Annotated in this window: 19 protein-coding genes; 14 read left to right on the plus strand and 5 right to left on the minus strand. The window is 51.0% G+C overall.

Annotation, left to right across the window (positions count from 1 at the left end; genetic code table 11):
- Window positions 1-2 precede the first annotated feature (2 nt).
- The 14 genes from eutT (at window position 3) to EJO50_RS14250 (ending at window position 13,890) form a co-directional block, all read left to right on the plus strand.
- The gene (gene eutT / locus EJO50_RS14185) at window positions 3-821 is read left to right on the plus strand and encodes an ethanolamine utilization cob(I)yrinic acid a,c-diamide adenosyltransferase EutT (RefSeq protein WP_125975235.1); all 819 of its coding nucleotides are present in this window, start codon (window positions 3-5) and stop codon (window positions 819-821) included.
- A complete protein-coding gene (gene pta / locus EJO50_RS14190) occupies window positions 821-1,849 on the plus strand; it encodes a phosphate acetyltransferase (protein ID WP_125975237.1) in 1,029 nt (342 codons plus the stop codon). The genes eutT and pta overlap by 1 nt, the downstream gene beginning before the upstream one ends.
- Before the next feature lie 38 nt (window positions 1,850-1,887).
- Window positions 1,888-2,178, plus strand: a complete 291-nt coding sequence (eutM, locus tag EJO50_RS14195; protein WP_125975239.1) for an ethanolamine utilization microcompartment protein EutM — start codon at window positions 1,888-1,890, stop codon at window positions 2,176-2,178.
- A 102-nt stretch (window positions 2,179-2,280) separates the two neighbouring features.
- Entirely contained in the window at window positions 2,281-2,595 is a 315-nt protein-coding gene (gene eutN, locus EJO50_RS14200) for an ethanolamine utilization microcompartment protein EutN (RefSeq protein ID WP_373280518.1), read from the plus strand.
- Window positions 2,596-2,628: 33 nt separating this feature from the next.
- Window positions 2,629-4,047, plus strand: coding sequence for an aldehyde dehydrogenase family protein (locus tag EJO50_RS14205; protein WP_206434403.1), 1,419 nt, complete (start codon window positions 2,629-2,631; stop codon window positions 4,045-4,047).
- A gap of 13 nt (window positions 4,048-4,060) precedes the next feature.
- The gene (gene eutJ, locus EJO50_RS14210; RefSeq protein WP_125975243.1) at window positions 4,061-4,912 is read left to right on the plus strand and encodes an ethanolamine utilization protein EutJ; all 852 of its coding nucleotides are present in this window, start codon (window positions 4,061-4,063) and stop codon (window positions 4,910-4,912) included.
- The gene (locus EJO50_RS14215) at window positions 4,905-6,116 is read left to right on the plus strand and encodes an iron-containing alcohol dehydrogenase family protein (RefSeq protein ID WP_125975245.1); all 1,212 of its coding nucleotides are present in this window, start codon (window positions 4,905-4,907) and stop codon (window positions 6,114-6,116) included. Before eutJ ends, EJO50_RS14215 begins: the two co-directional genes overlap by 8 nt.
- 56 nt (window positions 6,117-6,172) lie before the next feature.
- Window positions 6,173-7,414: an ethanolamine utilization protein EutH gene (gene eutH, locus EJO50_RS14220; RefSeq protein ID WP_125975247.1), complete on the plus strand. Its 1,242-nt coding sequence runs from the start codon at window positions 6,173-6,175 to the stop codon at window positions 7,412-7,414.
- 10 nt (window positions 7,415-7,424) lie between these two features.
- Window positions 7,425-8,849: an ethanolamine ammonia-lyase reactivating factor EutA gene (locus EJO50_RS14225; protein WP_125975249.1), complete on the plus strand. Its 1,425-nt coding sequence runs from the start codon at window positions 7,425-7,427 to the stop codon at window positions 8,847-8,849.
- Between the two features lie 14 nt (window positions 8,850-8,863).
- Window positions 8,864-10,225: an ethanolamine ammonia-lyase subunit EutB gene (locus EJO50_RS14230; protein ID WP_125975251.1), complete on the plus strand. Its 1,362-nt coding sequence runs from the start codon at window positions 8,864-8,866 to the stop codon at window positions 10,223-10,225.
- Window positions 10,226-10,240: 15 nt separating this feature from the next.
- On the plus strand, window positions 10,241-11,119 hold the full coding sequence (gene eutC / locus EJO50_RS14235; protein WP_125975253.1) for an ethanolamine ammonia-lyase subunit EutC: 879 nt from the start codon (window positions 10,241-10,243) through the stop codon (window positions 11,117-11,119).
- A gap of 10 nt (window positions 11,120-11,129) precedes the next feature.
- Window positions 11,130-11,789, plus strand: coding sequence for an ethanolamine utilization microcompartment protein EutL (gene eutL / locus EJO50_RS14240; protein ID WP_125975255.1), 660 nt, complete (start codon window positions 11,130-11,132; stop codon window positions 11,787-11,789).
- A gap of 11 nt (window positions 11,790-11,800) precedes the next feature.
- Window positions 11,801-12,385 (plus strand): BMC domain-containing protein, encoded by a 585-nt coding sequence (locus EJO50_RS14245; RefSeq protein ID WP_125975257.1) that lies wholly within the window; start codon window positions 11,801-11,803, stop codon window positions 12,383-12,385.
- 395 nt (window positions 12,386-12,780) lie between these two features.
- Window positions 12,781-13,890, plus strand: a complete 1,110-nt coding sequence (locus EJO50_RS14250; protein WP_125975259.1) for a helix-turn-helix domain-containing protein — start codon at window positions 12,781-12,783, stop codon at window positions 13,888-13,890.
- 286 nt (window positions 13,891-14,176) lie between these two features.
- Here the strand turns inward: EJO50_RS14250 and EJO50_RS14255 are convergent, their stop codons facing one another.
- From EJO50_RS14255 to EJO50_RS14275, 5 genes are all read right to left on the minus strand, one after another.
- The gene (locus EJO50_RS14255; protein ID WP_125975261.1) at window positions 14,177-14,905 is read right to left on the minus strand and encodes an amino acid ABC transporter ATP-binding protein; all 729 of its coding nucleotides are present in this window, start codon (window positions 14,903-14,905) and stop codon (window positions 14,177-14,179) included.
- A 90-nt stretch (window positions 14,906-14,995) separates the two neighbouring features.
- Window positions 14,996-15,661 carry an amino acid ABC transporter permease gene (locus tag EJO50_RS14260; protein ID WP_125975263.1) on the minus strand — a complete coding sequence of 222 codons (666 nt, stop codon included), beginning with the start codon at window positions 15,659-15,661 and terminating at the stop codon, window positions 14,996-14,998.
- A 1-nt stretch (window position 15,662) separates the two neighbouring features.
- Complete coding sequence (locus tag EJO50_RS14265) at window positions 15,663-16,409, minus strand: amino acid ABC transporter permease (protein ID WP_125975265.1); 747 nt, start codon at window positions 16,407-16,409, stop codon at window positions 15,663-15,665.
- Window positions 16,410-16,483: 74 nt separating this feature from the next.
- Entirely contained in the window at window positions 16,484-17,380 is an 897-nt protein-coding gene (locus EJO50_RS14270; RefSeq protein WP_125975267.1) for a glutamate/aspartate ABC transporter substrate-binding protein, read from the minus strand.
- Window positions 17,381-17,522: 142 nt separating this feature from the next.
- Window positions 17,523-18,263, minus strand: a complete 741-nt coding sequence (locus tag EJO50_RS14275) for an amino acid ABC transporter ATP-binding protein (protein WP_125976540.1) — start codon at window positions 18,261-18,263, stop codon at window positions 17,523-17,525.
- Window position 18,264 lies beyond the last annotated feature (1 nt).

The following is an 18,264-nucleotide window of genomic DNA, read 5'->3' on the forward strand; positions in this document are numbered from 1 at the left end:
GCATGATGACCTTCATTACTGAGGACTGGCTGCGAGAGCACTTTGGCCGTGCTACAGGCACCGAGATTCAGCTTCCTGCCAATGCAAAGCTTACGCCCGCCGCGCGCTCTTTGATTGAAGATCGCCATTTAGTAGTGAAGTTTATGAATGCAGATGGCAGCGTATTTGTGGAGCAGGCCGGTGCAGATGGCAACGTAGTTCTTGCGCCGGTCCATGTACTGACAGGCGATGCAGAGCACCACCGTGCGCATTGCATCCTGTGCCAGCAAGTTGTAGCACGTAAATCTGCCGCGATGACGCATTTGAATGCCAGCACGATGGTCGCCAAAAATGATGAGCGCATTCGTTTGCGAGGCCTGCTTGACAGTACTATCGCTCTGGCAATCTGGGTACAGACAGAGTTCGATCCTCAGGGCAGGCGCAAGGCGCTGGCGCATATGCTTGCTGATATTCGTTCGTGGCTGGGTAGTGTGTTGCGCGCTGAGGTGACAGGGGAGGCGATGCCCGCTATTTCGATGGGGGATCTGGATGAAGCGCGAATTCATGCTTTATCTCATCAGCCATTAAAAGAGTTGGGTCACGATCATATCGTTCCCGCGCTCGAGCATGGGGCAAGTGTTGCCAAGCTTAATTTACTGCGCGCACGGATTCGTGAGTGCGAAGTCCTGGCGGCAGATCTTTATATTGATTGCGATTTTGAGCTTTCCCGGCCTGATATTTTGCAAGCACTTAACCGGCTTTCCAGTGCAGTTTATGTACTGATGATTTTGGTTTTGCTGCAAGAAGCAGGTAAACCTTTGCCCGATTTGGGAGGCCACTGATGAGTTTGTTAGACCAATGCCGCGCAGCAGCTTTAGCTCGTCCGGCACGTCTGGTGTTCCCCGACAGCCTTGATGCCAGAAGTGTGCGTGCGGCATTTTATTTAGCTGAAGCGGGTTATGCGCAACCCGTATTACTGGGTAACCCCTTTGAAATGCGGGCGTTTTGTCATCAGGAGCATCTTCCGCTTGGGCGAGTGCCGATGATTGATCCGCAAACATCGGCCAGATTGCCCGTTTATATCGCAGCGCTTGCCGAGCGTATGCCTGACAAGAGTGAAGAGGAGCTAGCCACCTTACTGAAAGACCCATTGTGGTTTGCCGGAGCGATGCTCGCGGCGGGGGACGTGGATTGTGTGGTGGGGGGGAATCATTCACCGACCAGTAATGTATTGCGGGCAGCCTTACGGGTAGTGGGTTTGGCTGAAGGCAATAAAACGGTGTCGTCGATCTTTTTTATGCTACCACCGGATCATGGCCAGCCTCTGATCTTTACCGATTGTGGTGTGGTTCCGCACCCGACACCGGCACAGCTCTCTGATATTGCGATTGGTGCTGCAGACAGTTATCGCCGCGTTACAGATCTGGAGCCGCATATTGCCATGTTGTCGTTTTCGACTCTGGGTAGCGCGCGTCATGCTTCGGTTGATGCGGTGCGGGAAGCCACGCGTTTGGTGCGTGAGCGCCGGCCCGATTTAAGTGTTGATGGCGAACTGCAATTTGATGCTGCCATGGTCCCTGAAGTTGCCGCGCAAAAAGCGAAAGACAGTCTGGTGGCCGGGCGCGCCAATGTGCTGGTTTTTCCTTCGCTGGAAGCGGGCAATATCGGCTACAAAATTGCCCAGCGTATGGGCGCGTATACGGCGCTGGGCCCGATGATTCAGGGGCTGCGCCTGCCTTACCACGATTTGTCGCGTGGCTGCACTGCCGAAGATATGGTGCAAGTCAGCCTGCTGGCAATGAAGATGGCCCAATCGGGTGATGCACGATCGCAGCCAGGTCTGGCTGTGGTTGAGCTTGCCCGAAGTTAACTTTGTTTTAAATTTAACCACCCTTAAGGAGTTTGAAAATGGAAGCACTTGGCATGATTGAAACACGCGGTATGGTCGCTCTGATTGAAGCTTCCGATGCGATGGTAAAGGCAGCTCGTGTAAAGCTAGTTGGCGTGAAAAGCATCGGTGGTGGCTTGGTTACTGCCATGGTTCGTGGTGATGTTGCTGCGTGTAAAGCCGCTACAGATGCAGGTGCGGCAGCGGCTCAGCGTATCGGAGAGCTGGTTTCCGTACACGTAATTCCACGCCCGCATGCCGATTTGGAAGATATTTTTCCGATCAAAATGGATAGCAAGGATTTCGACTGATCTAGAAATATCCCTGCCGGTGCGCTAAGGCGTGTCGGCTCGCCTTGCTGTCGATTTTCCCCTGAATTCTAGAAATGCCGAAATAGCAGGCAGGGAAGTGCTTTGCCTGATTTTTATGAATTGGAGATCGTTATGAGGCTTGGTGTGGTTATTGGGCAGGTTGTTTCAACTGTTAAACATGCGGCTTTAACGCGTGAGCGTTTGTTGTTAGTGAAGATGATTGATGCCAGTGGTACAGCCAGTGGCGAGATGCATGTTGCGGCTGACAGTATTGGTGCTGGCAATGGTGAATGGGTGCTGCTGGTTTCTGGCAGCTCGGCTCGTGAATCTACCAGCGAGAGTGCTCCGGTCGATTTATGTGTTGTGGGCATTATTGATGAAGTCGTACTCGATGGTGCCGTGGCCTATCACAAGTAAGCCCGTGCCTGAGCACAGAACAGGAGATAGATTGTGGATTTGAAAGCGAAGGAAATAGAAGAGGTTGTTCGTGCCGTTATTGCCTCGATGCAGCCAGCCTCTGCCCTAGTAGCGGCCTCTGCTGCAAAGCTGCCAGCTGGCGTGTTTGCTGAGCTTGATGATGCTGTTGCCGCCGCAATCGAAGCCCAAAAAGCATTATCTACCGTTTCGATGCGCCGCCTGGCGGTGGCTGCGATCCGTAGTGCTGGCGAGGCCTATGCAAAAGAGCTGGCCGAAATGGCTGTGGCTGAAACCGGCATGGGTCGTGTCGATGACAAAATTACCAAGAATATTTCTCAGGCTCGCCTCACTCCGGGTGTGGAGTGCTTGGAAGCCAAAGTGCTTACCGGCGATGATGGCCTTACCATTATTGAAAATGCCTCATGGGGGGTGATTGCCTCCGTAACGCCATCCACCAACCCTGCGGCCACCGTGATCAATAACGCGATCAGCATGATTGCTGCGGGCAATGCCGTGGTGTTTGCGCCGCATCCGGCTGCCCAAAAAACATCGCAGCGTGCCATTACTGTTTTGAATGAAGCCATTGTGGCTGCGGGCGGCCCGGCCAATACGCTGGTGACCATTGCCAAACCAACACTCGAAGCTGCCCAGCGCCTGTTTAAATACCCGGGCATTCACTTACTGGTGGTAACCGGAGGTGAGGCGGTTGTTGATGCTGCCCGCTCTATTACCGATAAACGCCTGATTGCAGCTGGTGCAGGTAATCCACCTGTTGTGGTCGATGAAACGGCCGATCTTGCCCGTGCAGGCCAGAGTATTGTCTGGGGAGCCTCGTTTGATAACAACATGATCTGTGTACTGGAAAAAGAAGTGATCGTGGTGGATAGCGTGTGTGACGCGCTTAAAAACGAGATGAAAAAACATCAGGCTGTTGAATTGACGGCCGAGCAAGCCGAGCGTTTGCAAAAAGTATTGTTAACCAAGGTCGATGACAGCGGTCACGGTACAGTCAGCCGTGATTGGGTTGGTCGTGATGCCACCAAGATCGCCGCAGCAATTGGCCTGGATGTGCCCGCCGATACCCGCCTACTCTTTGTTGAAACACCCGCGAATCACCCCTTTGCTGTAACCGAGCTGATGATGCCGGTGCTGCCCGTGATTCGCGCGCCAAACGTGAATGTCGCAATTGATCTGGCTGTGAAACTGGAAGGTGGCTGCTGCCACACAGCGGGGATGCATTCACGCAATATCGATAATCTGGATCGTATGGCAAATGCCGTAAACACCAGCATTTTCGTAAAAAATGGCCCGCATCTGGCCGGTTTGGGGTTTGGCGGTGAAGGCTGGACCACGATGACGATTTCTACCCCAACGGGTGAAGGCGTGACCTCGGCGCGCAGTTTTGTTCGTTTACGCCGCTGTGTGATGGCTGGCAATTTCCGCATCGTGTGATGAGATGAGCACCATGACTCCTCGTGATATTCAAAGCTGGTTACAGCCCCGTTTGGATTTGGCGCATGCCCTGATGAACGATGCAACGCCTACCGAGGCGGAATCCGTGATGGCGCTAGGGATTGATTTAGGCACCAGCGATGTGGTGTCGATGGTGGTTGATCAAAACGCCCAACCTTTGGCCGTGTGCCTCGATTGGGCTGATGTGGTGCGGGATGGCATTGTCTGGGATTTCTTTGGTGCAGTAACTATTTTACGCCGCCATCTGGACACCTTGGAAACCATCTTTGGCCAGCGTTTTAGCGATGCGGCTACGTCGTTTCCTCCGGGCACAGATCCGCGAATTTCGGTCAATGTACTGGAAGCTGCCGGGTTGAATGTGGTTGGTGTTTGCGATGAGCCCTCAGCGGTGGCGCATCTGCTGCAGCTGGATCGTGCCGCTGTGGTGGATATTGGCGGTGGCACGACGGGGATTGCGGTTGTTGAAGGCGGACAGGTGATTTACTCGGGTGACGAACCCACTGGTGGCCATCATATTTCGCTGACGCTTGCAGGTAATTTGCGGATGCCTCTGGAAGAGGTCGACATCATCAAAAAAACACAGGGTAAAGAAATATGGCCGGTGGTCAAGCCGGTGTTTGAAAAGATGAGCGATATCGTGCGTGACCATTTGATCGGATATGAGGTTGAGGATCTGTATCTGTCGGGTGGCTCCTGCACTATGGCGGGTGTGCAGCCGCTTTTTGCTCAGGAGTTTCCTCATCACCGCGTTCATTTGCCCCGGCACCCTATTTATTTGACGCCGCTGGCGATTGCGGCCTACGCCTTGCGCATCGCTGCAGAGGATGGAGCTACCCATGTTTAATCAAGATGAGATGAATAGCGCGATCTATCAAACGGTTGATTTGATTAATGCGCAGGCAGTGAGTGCTTTTAATGTGCCACCGGCCACCTTAATGGGGGCCGGAGCGGTTGCTAAAGTAGGTGAGGCTTTAAGCCGTCGTGGCATCGTGCGTGCTTTTGTTCTGATTGATGAGTTTTTATTAAAAAATGGCCTGGCCGATGGCATGTTTCGCTCGCTGGAGCGGCAGGGTATTGCTTATGAAATGATGGCTTACCCGCAGGGCGAGCCAGACAGTGCAAAGGTTGAAGCTGCATGCGCACAATTACGGGCCAGTGTTTGCGATGCGGTCATTGCGTTTGGCGGCGGCTCGGTGCTGGACACAGCCAAAGCGATTGCTGTTTTGGCATTACATCCCGGGCTAGTTGTGTCTCAGCTGGTTGATCCTGCCAATATCACCCGTGGCCGCTTGCCACTCGTTGCGATTCCAACGACGGCAGGTACCGGCTCGGAAGCCAGCAATGTTTCTGTTGTTACGGATTCCATTAGCCATATCAAGCAGCTGATCTTACATGAAACCATGCTGCCTGATTTGGCGATTATCGATGCCAGCTTAACGCGTGCTGTACCTGCATCGCTGACTGCAGCTACTGGTGTGGATGCTCTGACACACGCCATTGAAGCCTATGTGGCGCTTGGGGCAAATCCACTGACACAGGCCCTGGCCTATCGGGCAATTAGCTTAATTGGCCATGCTTTGCCGATTGCGGTGGGGCAGGGAAGTAATGCCGCCGCACGTGAAGCGATGATGCTGGGATCTTACCTTGCGGGTATGGCGTTTTCTAATGCCGGCCTTGGTTTAACCCATGCGATGGCGCATCAGATTGGCGCACGTTATGGCATTGCTCATGGTATGGCCAATGCCTTGCTGTTGCCTTCGGTTATGCATTTTAACCGCTTGGTGTGCAAAAAATCTTATGGCGAATTGGGCACCGCCCTGGTTGGCCACGCGCTTTCAGATATTGAGCTGATTGCTGCAGTGCAGCAACTCATTATTGAAGTGGGTCTTCCAGGCAACTTACAACTTGCCTGCGTAAAAATCGATGATTTTGAAAAAATGGCCGATGCCGCGTTGATTGATGTGTGCACCGCCAGTAATCCAAGGAGCGCAAATCGTGCCCAAATTATTGAAATTTATATGCATGCCTGGCAGCGGCAGACCAATTAAGCAGGCATCGGGGCCATTGTGGCCATCCGGGCTTTGATTCAAAGGGGAGTAAAAACATGGGTATCAATGAAATTATCATGTGGTTCATGATGATCTTTATGGTCATTGCGGCCTTTGACCGGATGCTTGGGCAGTTCGGTGGCTCCGAAGCGGTATTGGGGAAAATTGGTCTGGGGGCGGTGGGCCGGCAGATTGGCGGCTCGGGTGCACAGTTTGAAGAAGGCTTTATGGCCATGGGTGCGCTGGGTCTGGCCATGATCGGGGTGATTGCACTGGCCCCGGTGCTGGCAACTTTGCTGGGCCCGGTGGTGATTCCTATGTATGAAGCGGTGGGCGCTAATCCGGCCATGTTTGCCGGCACTTTGCTGGCTAATGATATGGGTGGTTTTTTCTTAGCGAAAGAGCTCTCCGGTGGTGATTCAGCCGCCTGGCTTTATTCCGGCTTATTGCTGGGTGCCATGATGGGTGCAACGGTTGTTTTTAATATTCCGGTCGCGCTGGGGATTATTGATAAGGCAGACCGCCGCTTTCTGGCGCTGGGCATTATGGCTGGCATGATCACAATTCCGCTGGGTTGTATTGCCGGTGGTCTGGTGGCGATGGCGATGGGTGTCATGGTGGATGGTCAGCCGGTTAATTTCACCGTGGTCATGCTGCTTAAAAATATGATTCCCGTAATTATTGTAGCGGGTATTCTGGCCCTTGGCTTGCGTTTTATGCAAGAAAAAATGGTGGCTGGCTTTCAGATTTTTGCTAAATGCTTGGTGGTAGTGATTACTTTTGGTTTGGTGTTGGCTGTACTGGATGTCACCGTGGGCTGGACCATTATTCCGGGTATGTCGCCGGTATTTTCCAGTGAAGGGCATGGCGGACAAATGCTGGGTATTGAAAATATTGGTTTTATTTCCTGCGTCTTGCTGGGTGCGTACCCGATGGTCTTTATGCTGACCCGTTGGTTTAACAAGCCTTTAATGCGGGTTGGTGGCTTTCTGGGAATGAATGATACCGCTGCCGCTGGTCTGGTTGCGACACTGGCTAATTCGATCCCTATGTTTGGCATGCTGGCGAAAATGGATAACCGCGGCAAGGTGATTAACGTGGCGTTTGCCGTATCGGCAGCATTTACTTTTGGCGATCACCTTGGTTTTACCGCCGGCAATATGTCGGCCATGATTTTCCCGGTGATGGTCGGTAAGTTATTCGGTGGTTTTACTGCCGTGATTCTGGCCATGAAACTGGCTCCTAAAAACGATATGACTCCGGCAGATAAGCCTGCGGGTCAATCGCCAGACGCTTAAGGAGCAGCATATGTCATGCCGGCAAATTCAGAGCGTGGGTATTGATATCGGGACCACCACCACCCAAGTGATTTTCTCGAGACTCGAGCTGATTAACCGGGCGGGTGTCTCTCAGGTGCCGCGTTATGAGTTTTCCAAGCGTGACATCGTGTATGTCAGCCCCGTAGTGTTTACCCCTATCGATTTCGAAGGGCGGCTTCGTGAGGATGAGCTTGCAGCCTTTATCCGCGGGCAGTATTTAGCGGCGGGGATGAATCAGCAGCAAGTGGAGTCCGGCGCGATCATCATCACCGGTGAAACGTCAAAAGCCAAGAATGCCCGTGCTGCGGTACTGGCTCTGGCTGAGGAGCTGGGTAATTTTGTGGTGGCAAGTGCAGGCCCGCATCTTGAATCGGTGATTGCAGGACATGGCTCGGGCGCGGGAGAGTTATCCCGCCGGGAAACCAGCCGTGTCGTCAATATTGATATTGGTGGTGGCACTTCCAACTATGTGGTGTTTGAAGCGGGCAGAGTAGTTGATAGCGCCTGCCTTAATGTAGGGGGGCGTCTCGTTGAGCTGGATGATCTGGGGCGTGTGCGGCAAGTACATGCGCCAGCACGCCTGATTTGTACCGAGCTCTTTGGTGAGGGCTTTGATCCTCTTCAACTGGATCGTGCGGGTATGGAGCGTGTGGTTCAGCGCATGGCGGAGCTTTTATTCGAAGTTCTGACCGGCGAGCCTTCTCCCTTGGCACGTGCTCTTTTGATGACCGATTGCCTGCATCCGAGCAAAGCGTATGACACAGTGATGTTTTCCGGCGGTGTGGGGGAGTGTTATTACCATCCTGGTGCCGATGTGCTGGCTTTTGGCGATATTGGTCCCTTATTAGCGCTGGCAATGCACGGGCATCTGGCTTTATCCGGGCTGCCTATCCAGATGCCTGCGCAAACAGTCCGGGCGACGGTGATTGGTGCTGGTGCTCATACCCTGTCTTTATCAGGCAGCACCATTTGGCTGAATCATCAGCATTTGCCGGTGCGCAATATTCCTGTGGTTCACCCTTTGATTGCCTGGAGCGAAGTCACACCGGGGGCGCTGGCTACCGAGTGGGCACACGTCGCCATGCTGATGGATATCGATCTGCAACATGATTTGTTTGCCTTATCTTTGCCGCGGGATTTGCCGGTGACCTATTTGCAAATTGAGGCGTGTGTTGATGAATTAGCTGCATTCGGGCGGCGTTATCCCAATGCAAACCACCCGCTGCTGGTGACTGCCCGTCAGGATTTAGGCAAGGTTTTGGGGATGCTGTTGCAGCCGCATCTGGTTGGCCGCGAATTGGCCGTAATTGATGAAGTGGAAACTCGTGATGGTGATTACATCGATATCGGAGAGCCCTTGTTTGGCGGCGATATTGTACCGGTCACCATTAAATCTCTGGCATTTCCTTCTTAGTTCAGGTGATAGATATGAAATTGAAGACCCAGTTGTTTGGTAAGACATACCAGTTTCGGGATGTCAAAGATGTGCTGGCGAAAGCCAATGATCCTCGCTCTGGCGATATTCTGGCTGGCGTCAGTGCGGCAAGCTCGCAGGAGCGTGTGGCGGCCAAGCATGTACTTTCTGAAATGTCGGTTGCCGATCTGCGCAATAACCCTGTTATTCCTTATGAGGAAGACTGCGTTACGCGGGTGATTCAAGACGACATTAATGTTGCGGCCTACGACAGCATTCGCAGTAAAACCATTGCCGAGTTGCGCGAATATATTTTGTCGGACACCACCAGCGTGGCAGACATTGATTTTATGCGTAAAGGTTTGAGCTCCGAGACGGTGGCAGCCGTGGCCAAGCTTTGCTCCAATGCCGACCTGATCTATGGCGCAAAGAAAATGCCGGTGATTAAACATGCTAATAGCACTGTTGGTTTGCCAGGGCATTTTAGTGCGCGTTTGCAGCCAAACGATACGCGTGATGATGTGCGCAGTATTGCTGCCCAGATGTATGAAGGTTTGTCTTACGGCCTGGGCGACGCGGTGATCGGGGTTAACCCTGTTACCGACAATGTTGAAAATGTGACCCGCATACTTAATACCGTGTACGAGGCCATCGATAAGTTTGCCATCCCAACCCAGGGTTGCGTGCTGGCGCATATGTCGACCCAGATCGAGGCAATTCGCAAGGGAGCGCCGGGCGGGCTGATTTTCCAAAGCATTTGCGGTAGCGAAAAAGGCTTAAAAGAGTTTGGTGTAACTCTTGATCTGATGGATGAGGCGCTGGCCGTTGGCCGTCAGTACAACCGTCTTGCGGGGCCAAACTGCCTGTATTTCGAAACAGGGCAGGGCTCGGCGCTTTCAGCCAATGCTCATAACGGTGCAGATCAGGTCACGATGGAAGCACGTAATTACGGCCTTGCCCGTCACTACGATCCTTTCTTGGTGAATACAGTCGTGGGCTTTATCGGACCTGAATATCTTTATAACGATCGCCAGATTATGCGCGCCGGTTTGGAAGACCATTTTATGGGCAAACTGAGCGGCATCTCGATGGGGGTGGATTGCTGTTACACCAACCATGCTGATTCTAATCAGAGTGCGAACGAATCCCTCGCTATTTTACTGGCTACGGCAGGGTGTAATTTCATTATGGGTATGTCGATGGGTGACGACATCATGCTCAATTACCAGACTATGGCATTTCATGATACCGCCACGATTCGTCAGCTGCTTAACTTACGCCCCGCGCCAGAGTTTGAAGCATGGATGGAGAAAATGGGCCTGATGGAAAACGGCATACTGACTCCGCGTGCTGGTGACTCGTCAATCTTCTTTTAATTTCAGGGTGTAAAAATGGACAAGATGCAAATTGATGAGATTGTACGTGCCGTAATGAGCCAGCTTGCTGCTGGGCCTTCCGGTGCGGTGGTGGCTGATGAAGCGTGTCATGGCAATGTGGATCAGGCGAGCCTGCCTGATTTGGGCGGTGAAGAGTTTCGCACTTATATGGGCATAGAAAATGCCCATCGCCCGGAGGTGTTGCAAGAGTTTCGTAATTGCACTGCAGCCCGGGTGAATACGGGCCGTGCAGGGCCGCGCCCCCGGACTACGGCTCTGCTGCGTTTTCTGGCAGATCACTCCCGCTCAAAAGACACAGTGTTAAAAGAAGTACCGCAAGAATGGGTAGAGAAACAGGGTTTATTGGCACTGCAAAGTGAAATCAGCAGTAAAGATCAGTATCTAACCCGCCCGGATTTAGGCCGTCGTCTCTGCGCCGAATCGCTGGAGCTACTGAAAAACAGCTGCAAGCAGCAGCCGGATGTGCAGGTAGTGATTTCGGATGGTTTATCGACCGATGCAATTACCGTTAATTTGGATGAAATTTTGCCTCCGCTGTTAAAGGGCCTGGAGAGCGCAAACCTGAACGTGGGAACACCTTTATTTGTGCGTTATGGCCGCGTAAAGGTGGAAGACCAGGTTGGGGAGCTTTTGGGCGCGAAAGTGGTGATTTTACTGGTGGGTGAGCGCCCGGGCCTGGGGCAATCCGAAAGCATGTCTTGTTACATGATTTACAGCCCAACGGCGGCAACAGTTGAAGCGGACCGTACTTGTTTTTCCAATATTCACCGTGGTGGTACTCCACCGGTTGAAGCGGCCGCTGTAATTGTTGATTTAGCGAAGCAGATGCTGGCAAAGAAAGCATCTGGTATGTCTCTCAGTCGTTCTGCATAAGGAATACATCATGGCAATGCTCGATCTTATTAAACCTAGTGTGAAAGCGATGCGTCTGATTGCGTCGGTTCAGAGCGATTTCAAAAAAACACTCAAACTTCCCGATCATATTAATTGTCTGGGTTTGCTAACTGCTGATTCGGATGATGTGGCTTATATCGCTGCAGATGAGGCCACCAAGCAGGCGCAGGTTGAAGTGGTATTTGGCCGCTCACTTTATGCCGGTGCGGCGCACAGCTCCTCACCTACTGCTGGTGAGGTCCTGATTATGCTGGGTGGCAGCTCTCCTGCAGAAGTGCGTGCAGGTCTGGATTCGATGGTGGCAACTATTGAGGCGGGACCTGCTTTTCGCTGGGCAAATGATGATGAAACCATCGCGTTTCTGGCGCACGTGGTGTCCCGTAGCGGCTCTTATTTATCTGCACAAACCGGTATTCGCTTAGGGGATCCTCTGGCGTATTTGATTGCACCTCCACTGGAAGCCACTTATGGCATTGATGCTGCACTGAAGGCCGCAGATGTTGAGCTGGTGAGTTATGTGGCTCCGCCATCAGAAACTAATTATTCCGGTGCATTTTTGACGGGCAGCCAGGCGGCTTGTGATGCGGCTTGCCAGGCCTTTACTGCCGCCGTATTAGAAGTTGCACGCCAGCCTATGGGCCGGATTTAACAGAGGTTGTGATGATTAATTCCTTGGGTTTACTTGAAGTCCGTGGGTTTGTAACCGCGCTTGAGGCGGCGGATGCCATGCTGAAGTCGGCGAGCGTGCGTTTAATTCGCCAGTATGAGACGAGCCCAGGTTGGATCTCACTCGTGGTAGAGGGCGATATTGCCTCTTGCCGTGCGGCAGTTGATGCAGGTGCTGCTGCTGCAGCAAGGCTGGGTGAAGTGGTCAGCCGGCAAGAAATTGGCCGCCCTGACCCTGATGTCGAGCATATGGTGCTGGCTTTGCTGGCACCCAAACCTAAAAAACCACGCACTCCGAAGCTTTGCCAGACTGTAGTTGAAGCGGAGGTTGCCATCGCTGTTCAGCCGCCCGTCGCTGACATCATTGATGAGCCTGTGCTGCCTGATGAAAAACCTCTGGAAGTCCGTTTTGATGAAGCGGCAGTTCTGACCGCTGTGACGGCTTCTGCAAATGGCTTAACGTTTGCAGAGCTGCTTGCCGTGTTGCCCGAAGCCGGGGTGACCCGTCGTGCACTTGAGAATCTGTGCAAGGCCAAACGCCTCGCTAAGGTATTGGGCCGCTATTGCAAGCCTGGTTAATTTTAAATAGCTCCCTGCTTTAGTTTAACCGGTACAGGATTAAATTCTGTGCCGGTTTTTTGGTGTTTTATGGAGAACAGAAATATACCGGATGTGCTGTTTACATTCTTAATGAAGACCTCTTTAATGTGGTTGACATAATTCTGTCTTTGTTATTAGATGGTGCATTGTGTATGTATTTGATTTTAATCAAAAATTTATATTCGGTGATTGTTAACGTCTAGTAAAACTGGTTACTCAGATGGCGGTATATCAACTGCTAGGCTGATGTTTGAGGGGGATGTGATGAGGAAAGTGAAGGGGATTTTAAGCGCTGCCCATACAGGGATTCTATGCGGATTGGCGCATAAAATAATCCCCTGCAATCTCGCATTTTCTGTACTGAGTGCTTCGCGATGACGGGGGTTTTGCCGGGCCTGGGATGGTCTGTTGCAGAGCCCGCTGGCATGCATCACCTGGTGAGCCTGGCTCAAGGCCCGCAGCGTGACCCGCTGGGGCGTGATGGCCGGTTGCATATAGAAGAAAGCATTGATGTCTGCCAGCAGGCCCGTAGTATTACCGCCTGGCAGCAGCTTTATGATCAGCTGAAACCGGGACAGTTTCACGGCTATCTGGCTGAAATTTGGCTGGATGGAATGCAATGCTTTGAAGAGCACACCAGCCATGCTTTGCGTCAGTCCTGTATGGTCTGGCCCGGTTCTGTATGGATCGGAATTCCTGCTTCAAGTGAGCATTTTGCGCGAATTGGCACCACAACCATCGATGCCGATGCCGTTGCCATACGAGGGGGAGGGGTGGAATTCGAGCTGGGCACACCAGACAATTTTCATATCATGGGCCTGGTGCTGGCCCGGGGCGAGCTGGAAAGCTGCACCTCAATTTTGCACGGGGAATTTTTGCATCTGGATAACACGATGGTACTGAATGTGGGATCGGAGCGAATGCGTAAATTTACGCATTTTATGCGAACCATGCTGCAAGTTGCGGGCGATGGGTCCGGGCAATTGCTTGAGCAAGGCTGCCGAAAGCAATTACGGCATGAGTTGCTAGATGGCCTTGCTGGCATGATCGATGATGCCAGGCCCAACCGGCAAAATATTCGCCGGGTTGATAGTGCCTGGCAGGCGGTTGCCAAGGCGCGCGAGTATGTGCTGGATCGCTCCGGAGAGCCGACGAGTATTGTTGAGCTTTGCGAGCACTTGGATATGAGCCGCCGTACTTTGCAGAATGTTTTTCATCAAACTTTAGATATTTGTCCCCTCGCCTATTTGAAATCGATCCGCTTGAATGCTGTACGCCGAGAGCTGCTCGCTCCGTATTCACAGTATGATTCCGTGCAGCAAGCCGCAGCAGCGCTGGGGTTTTGGCATATGAGCCAGTTTTCTCAGGATTTTAAAAAACTATTCGGTGAACTCCCGTCAGCATCTCTTGCCCGGCGGGCGTTAGCCAAGCACGGCACTGCAATTCATCCCGCATCAAGCCAGGCCCCTTACGGACATATCTGATCCATGAGGGGCTTTTATTTATTCAGGTTAGGTGGTGTTTAGCCATTGCTAAATTGTGGGCGAAGTGGCCCGCATCATCATGCAGCGTATGCCGGATTGGCTGCGGCTAGCGTTATTTCCCGCAGGCTCCGGGCTAATCGCCGCTGCACATGATATTGGCAAAATAAGTCTTCCCCACGCCCGTGGGGGTGTTTCCAAATAGGACGAGGGCTCTTTGCTCTTACCCCGCATGCGTGAAAAAAACGCCACGCAAAGGGCGTGGCGTTGATCGGGGTCGGGCGTGTGGTTAGTGCTGCAGAATTTTGGATAAAAACTGCTGAGCGCGCTCAGAGCGGGTCTGGTTAAAGAATTCGTCCTTGCTTGCGTCTTCCACGATATGGCCCTGATCCATAAAGATCACGCGGGTAGCCACTTTGCGGGCAAAGCCCATTTCGTGGGTGACACACATCATGGTCATGCCTTCCTGAGCCAGCTCAACCATTACATCCAGTACTTCATTGACCATTTCCGGATCAAGTGCGGATGTAGGCTCGTCAAACAGCATGGCGATCGGATCCATGGCCAGGGCGCGGGCAATGGCTACGCGCTGCTGCTGGCCGCCGGAAAGCTGACCGGGGTATTTATTGGCATGAGCTTTAAGGCCAACGCGGTCAAGCAGTTTTAAGCCTTTTTCCATGGCTTCATCCGTGCTGCGGCCAAGTACGCGTTGCTGGGCCAGACAAAGGTTGTCGGTGATGGATAAATGCGGGAAAAGTTCAAAGTTCTGGAAAACCATGCCTACTTTGGAGCGCAATTTGGGCAGATCGGTTTTAGGATCACCCACCGAGGTGTCGCCAATCAGGATGGTGCCTTTTTGAAATGGCTCCAGGCCATTTACGCATTTGATCAGGGTGGATTTACCTGAGCCGGACGGCCCGCATACCACAATCACTTCGCCTTTTTTTACTTCGGTGCTGCAGTCGGTCAGAACTTGAAAGCTGCCATACCATTTATTGACATTCTGGATCGAAATCATACTGCTAACCTCTTTTTCAAACGGCGCTAAAGTGGTGCTTTTGCGCAAAATTGTTTGGTTAAAGCTGTTGTGTAGGCGCTCTTTTAAAGCTTACACAGCCAGTTTTTTTTGTAAGCGCTTTACCAGCATGGAAGCACTGAAGCTGATCAGGAAATACACCGCGCCTGCCAGTAGTAAGAATTCATGGGGCTGGCCGACAATATCGCCTTTTGAGCGGGCTGTATTAAGAAAATCCATCATACCAACTGCATAAACCAAAGATGTATCCTGAAACAGGATAATGCTTTGCATTAAGAGTAAAGGCATCATTTTTCTAAATGCTTGTGGCAAAATAATTAAACGCATGGCCTGGCTGTAATTCATGCCGAGTGCATAGGCAGCATTTGCCTGTCCCTTGGAAATGGATTGAATACCTGCCCGCACAATTTCGCAATAATAAGCCGCTTCAAACATCATAAAAGCAATTAAACATGAGGTGAATGCACCAATTGGTGTAGGGCGGCCTGTTATCCAGCCAATAATAAAGGGCACCATAAAGTAAAACCAGGTGATGACCAGTAGTAATGGAATAGATCGGAAATAATTAACATAAAAACCGGCCAATCTGGATAACACCGGATTACTTGACATTCGGGCAAGTGCCAGTAATGTTCCCAATGCTACGCCGCCAATTACTGCAAAAAACAGCAGTTCAAGCGTAAGGATCATGCCATCAATTAGTCCTGGCAGGGCTGGGCCAATATTTGATAAATCCATATTATTTCCCTCCCAGCGACATCAGACCGGGCACGCTGGTTTTCTTTTCTACCCAGCGCATAATCATCATCAGGCTCATATTGAGTGTGAAATAAATAATGGTGGCAAGAGTAAATGCTTCAAATAAATTAGCAGTAAATTCTGCAGTCTGTTTGGTTTGTGCCAACAGCTCCATCAGGCCAATTAAGGATGCAACGGATGAATTTTTAAATACATTTAAAAATTCAGAGGTAAGGGGCGGAATAATAATCCGGAATGCCTGTGGTAATAAAACGTGGCGGTAAGTCTGGGCGATATTAAGCCCTAATGCATAGCCTGCGTTAATTTGCCCTTTGGGCAGAGCCTGAATACCGGTACGAACCTGCTCGCAAACACGGGCTGAGGTAAATAAGCCTAAACAAACAACAACACTGATAAATGCCGAAGTAGAAGGTTTGATGTCCTGTTTAAACCAGATCTCAATTGATTCAGGTAAAAAATCAGGTACCAGAAAATACCAGATAAATAATTGAACCAATAGCGGAATATTGCGAAACAGCTCTACATAGGCACTGGCAAAGCCAGAAACAAAGCGACTGGGCAAGGTGCGCGCCACCCCCATGATGGTGCCTAAAATAAGCGCAATAATCCAGGCAGATAAAGCGAGTGCAAGGGTCCAACCCAGCCCTGAAATAAACCAGTCCAAATAGACTTCACTGCCAATACCGGTGGACTTGAAAAAAACGCCCCAATCCCAGTTGTAATTCATATCTTTTCCCCGAAGGTATTAGGGAGGCCCAATGAGAGCCTCCCCGATGTTGTAGACCTTAATTACCTGATCTTTTACATCTGTTCTGCTGATTTATCTGTCGGGCTGGCAATCAGTTTTTTCAGATCATCACTCATTGGGAAATTCAGGTTTAAGCCTTTAGGTGGAATAGGCTGAGTAAACCAGCGTGTATATACGGCTTTAATACGGCCACTCTTGTAAAAATCAGCAATGGAATCGTCAACCAGCTTTTTAAACTGGGCGTCATCTTTTCGCAACATGCAGCCATAAATTTCATTGGATTGCGGCGTGCCGACAATTGCCCAGTCTGCCGGTGATTTGGCTTTTGCAATTTCACCGGCTAATAAAGCATCATCCATCATAAAGGCAGCGGCACGATTTGATTCCAGCATCAGGAAAGATTCGCCATGATCTTTGGCGCTGATGATATTCATATTCATTTTCTTTTCTTCGTTCATCTTTTTAATCAGACGTTCCGAAGTTGTGCCCGCGGTAGTAACAATATTTTTACCGGCTAAATCTGCAAAGTCTTTAATGCCGGATTTTTTATTTGTCAGCAGGCGTGTGCCGATTTCAAAAATGCCATTTGAAAAAGCAACCTGTTTCTGGCGTTCGACATTATTGGTGGTTGAACCGCATTCCAGATCAACTGTACCGTTTTGTACCAGTGGAATACGCGTTTGCGATGTAACCAGGTTATAGCGCACCTGAATAAATGGCATATTGAGCTTTTTCTTAATGGCTTCTGCAATGTGATTTGCAACTTCTACAGAGTAACCAATCGGGCGCTGACTGTTATCCAGATAAGAGAAGGGAATGGAAGAATCACGATGGCCTAATACCAGGGTTTTTGTTTCTTGAATTTTTTTGAGTGTACCGCTTAATTCTTCCGCTTGCGCAGTTGCAGTAAATAGAGAGGATACAGCCAAAACAAGTAACAATTTCTTCACGGGTGTTCTCCTAAAATCACGGGGGATCTATATTTAGTTTAAGAGTATAGGCATGCTGAAAAAATAAGACCTGTGGGACAATCCCTAGTATTTCAAACAAAAACGGCCCATGAGGGCCGTTTTTTATATTACCTTACAAGTGTCACTGTTGCATAGGAGCCAGAATCTGACGCAAAAATTGCTTTGCTCTATCGTGCTGCGGATTAGTAAAGAAGTCTTCAGGGTGAGCGTCTTCTAAAATGACACCATGGTCGAGAAACAACACACGGTCTGCTACTTCACGGGCAAAGCCCATTTCGTGGGTGACCACCATCATGGTCATGCCGGATTCAGCCAGTGTTTTCATCACTTGCAACACTTCGCCAATCATTTCTGGGTCAAGTGCAGAGGTGGGTTCGTCAAACAGCATGACGCCGGGGTTCATGGCAAGGCCACGTGCAATGGCGACCCGCTGCTGCTGGCCTCCAGATAAATTAGACGGATAGGCATTTTTTTTGTCAGCCAGGCCGACTCGCTCGAGCAGTGTTAAAGCCAGTTTTTCTGCTTCATCCTGTTTGATGCCTTTGACGCGGATCGGGGCCAGTGTGATGTTTTCCAGCACCGATAAATGCGGGTAAAGGTTGAAATGCTGGAAAACAAAGCCTACTTCGGCACGTAATTTGTTGATATCTGTTTTGGGGCTGTTGACCTGCACGTCACCAATCCAGATTTCACCATCGTTAACGGGTTCCAGCTGATTGATGGTGCGAATCAGGGTGGATTTACCCGAGCCTGACGGCCCGCAAACCACGACCACTTCACCTTGTTTGACTTCAAGACAGATGTCTTTCAGCACATGATGGTCTGGGCCATACCATTTATTGACGTGATTAAATTTGATCATT

This window comes from Iodobacter ciconiae (genome assembly GCF_003952345.1).
GTDB classification, from domain to species: domain Bacteria; phylum Pseudomonadota; class Gammaproteobacteria; order Burkholderiales; family Chitinibacteraceae; genus Iodobacter; species Iodobacter ciconiae.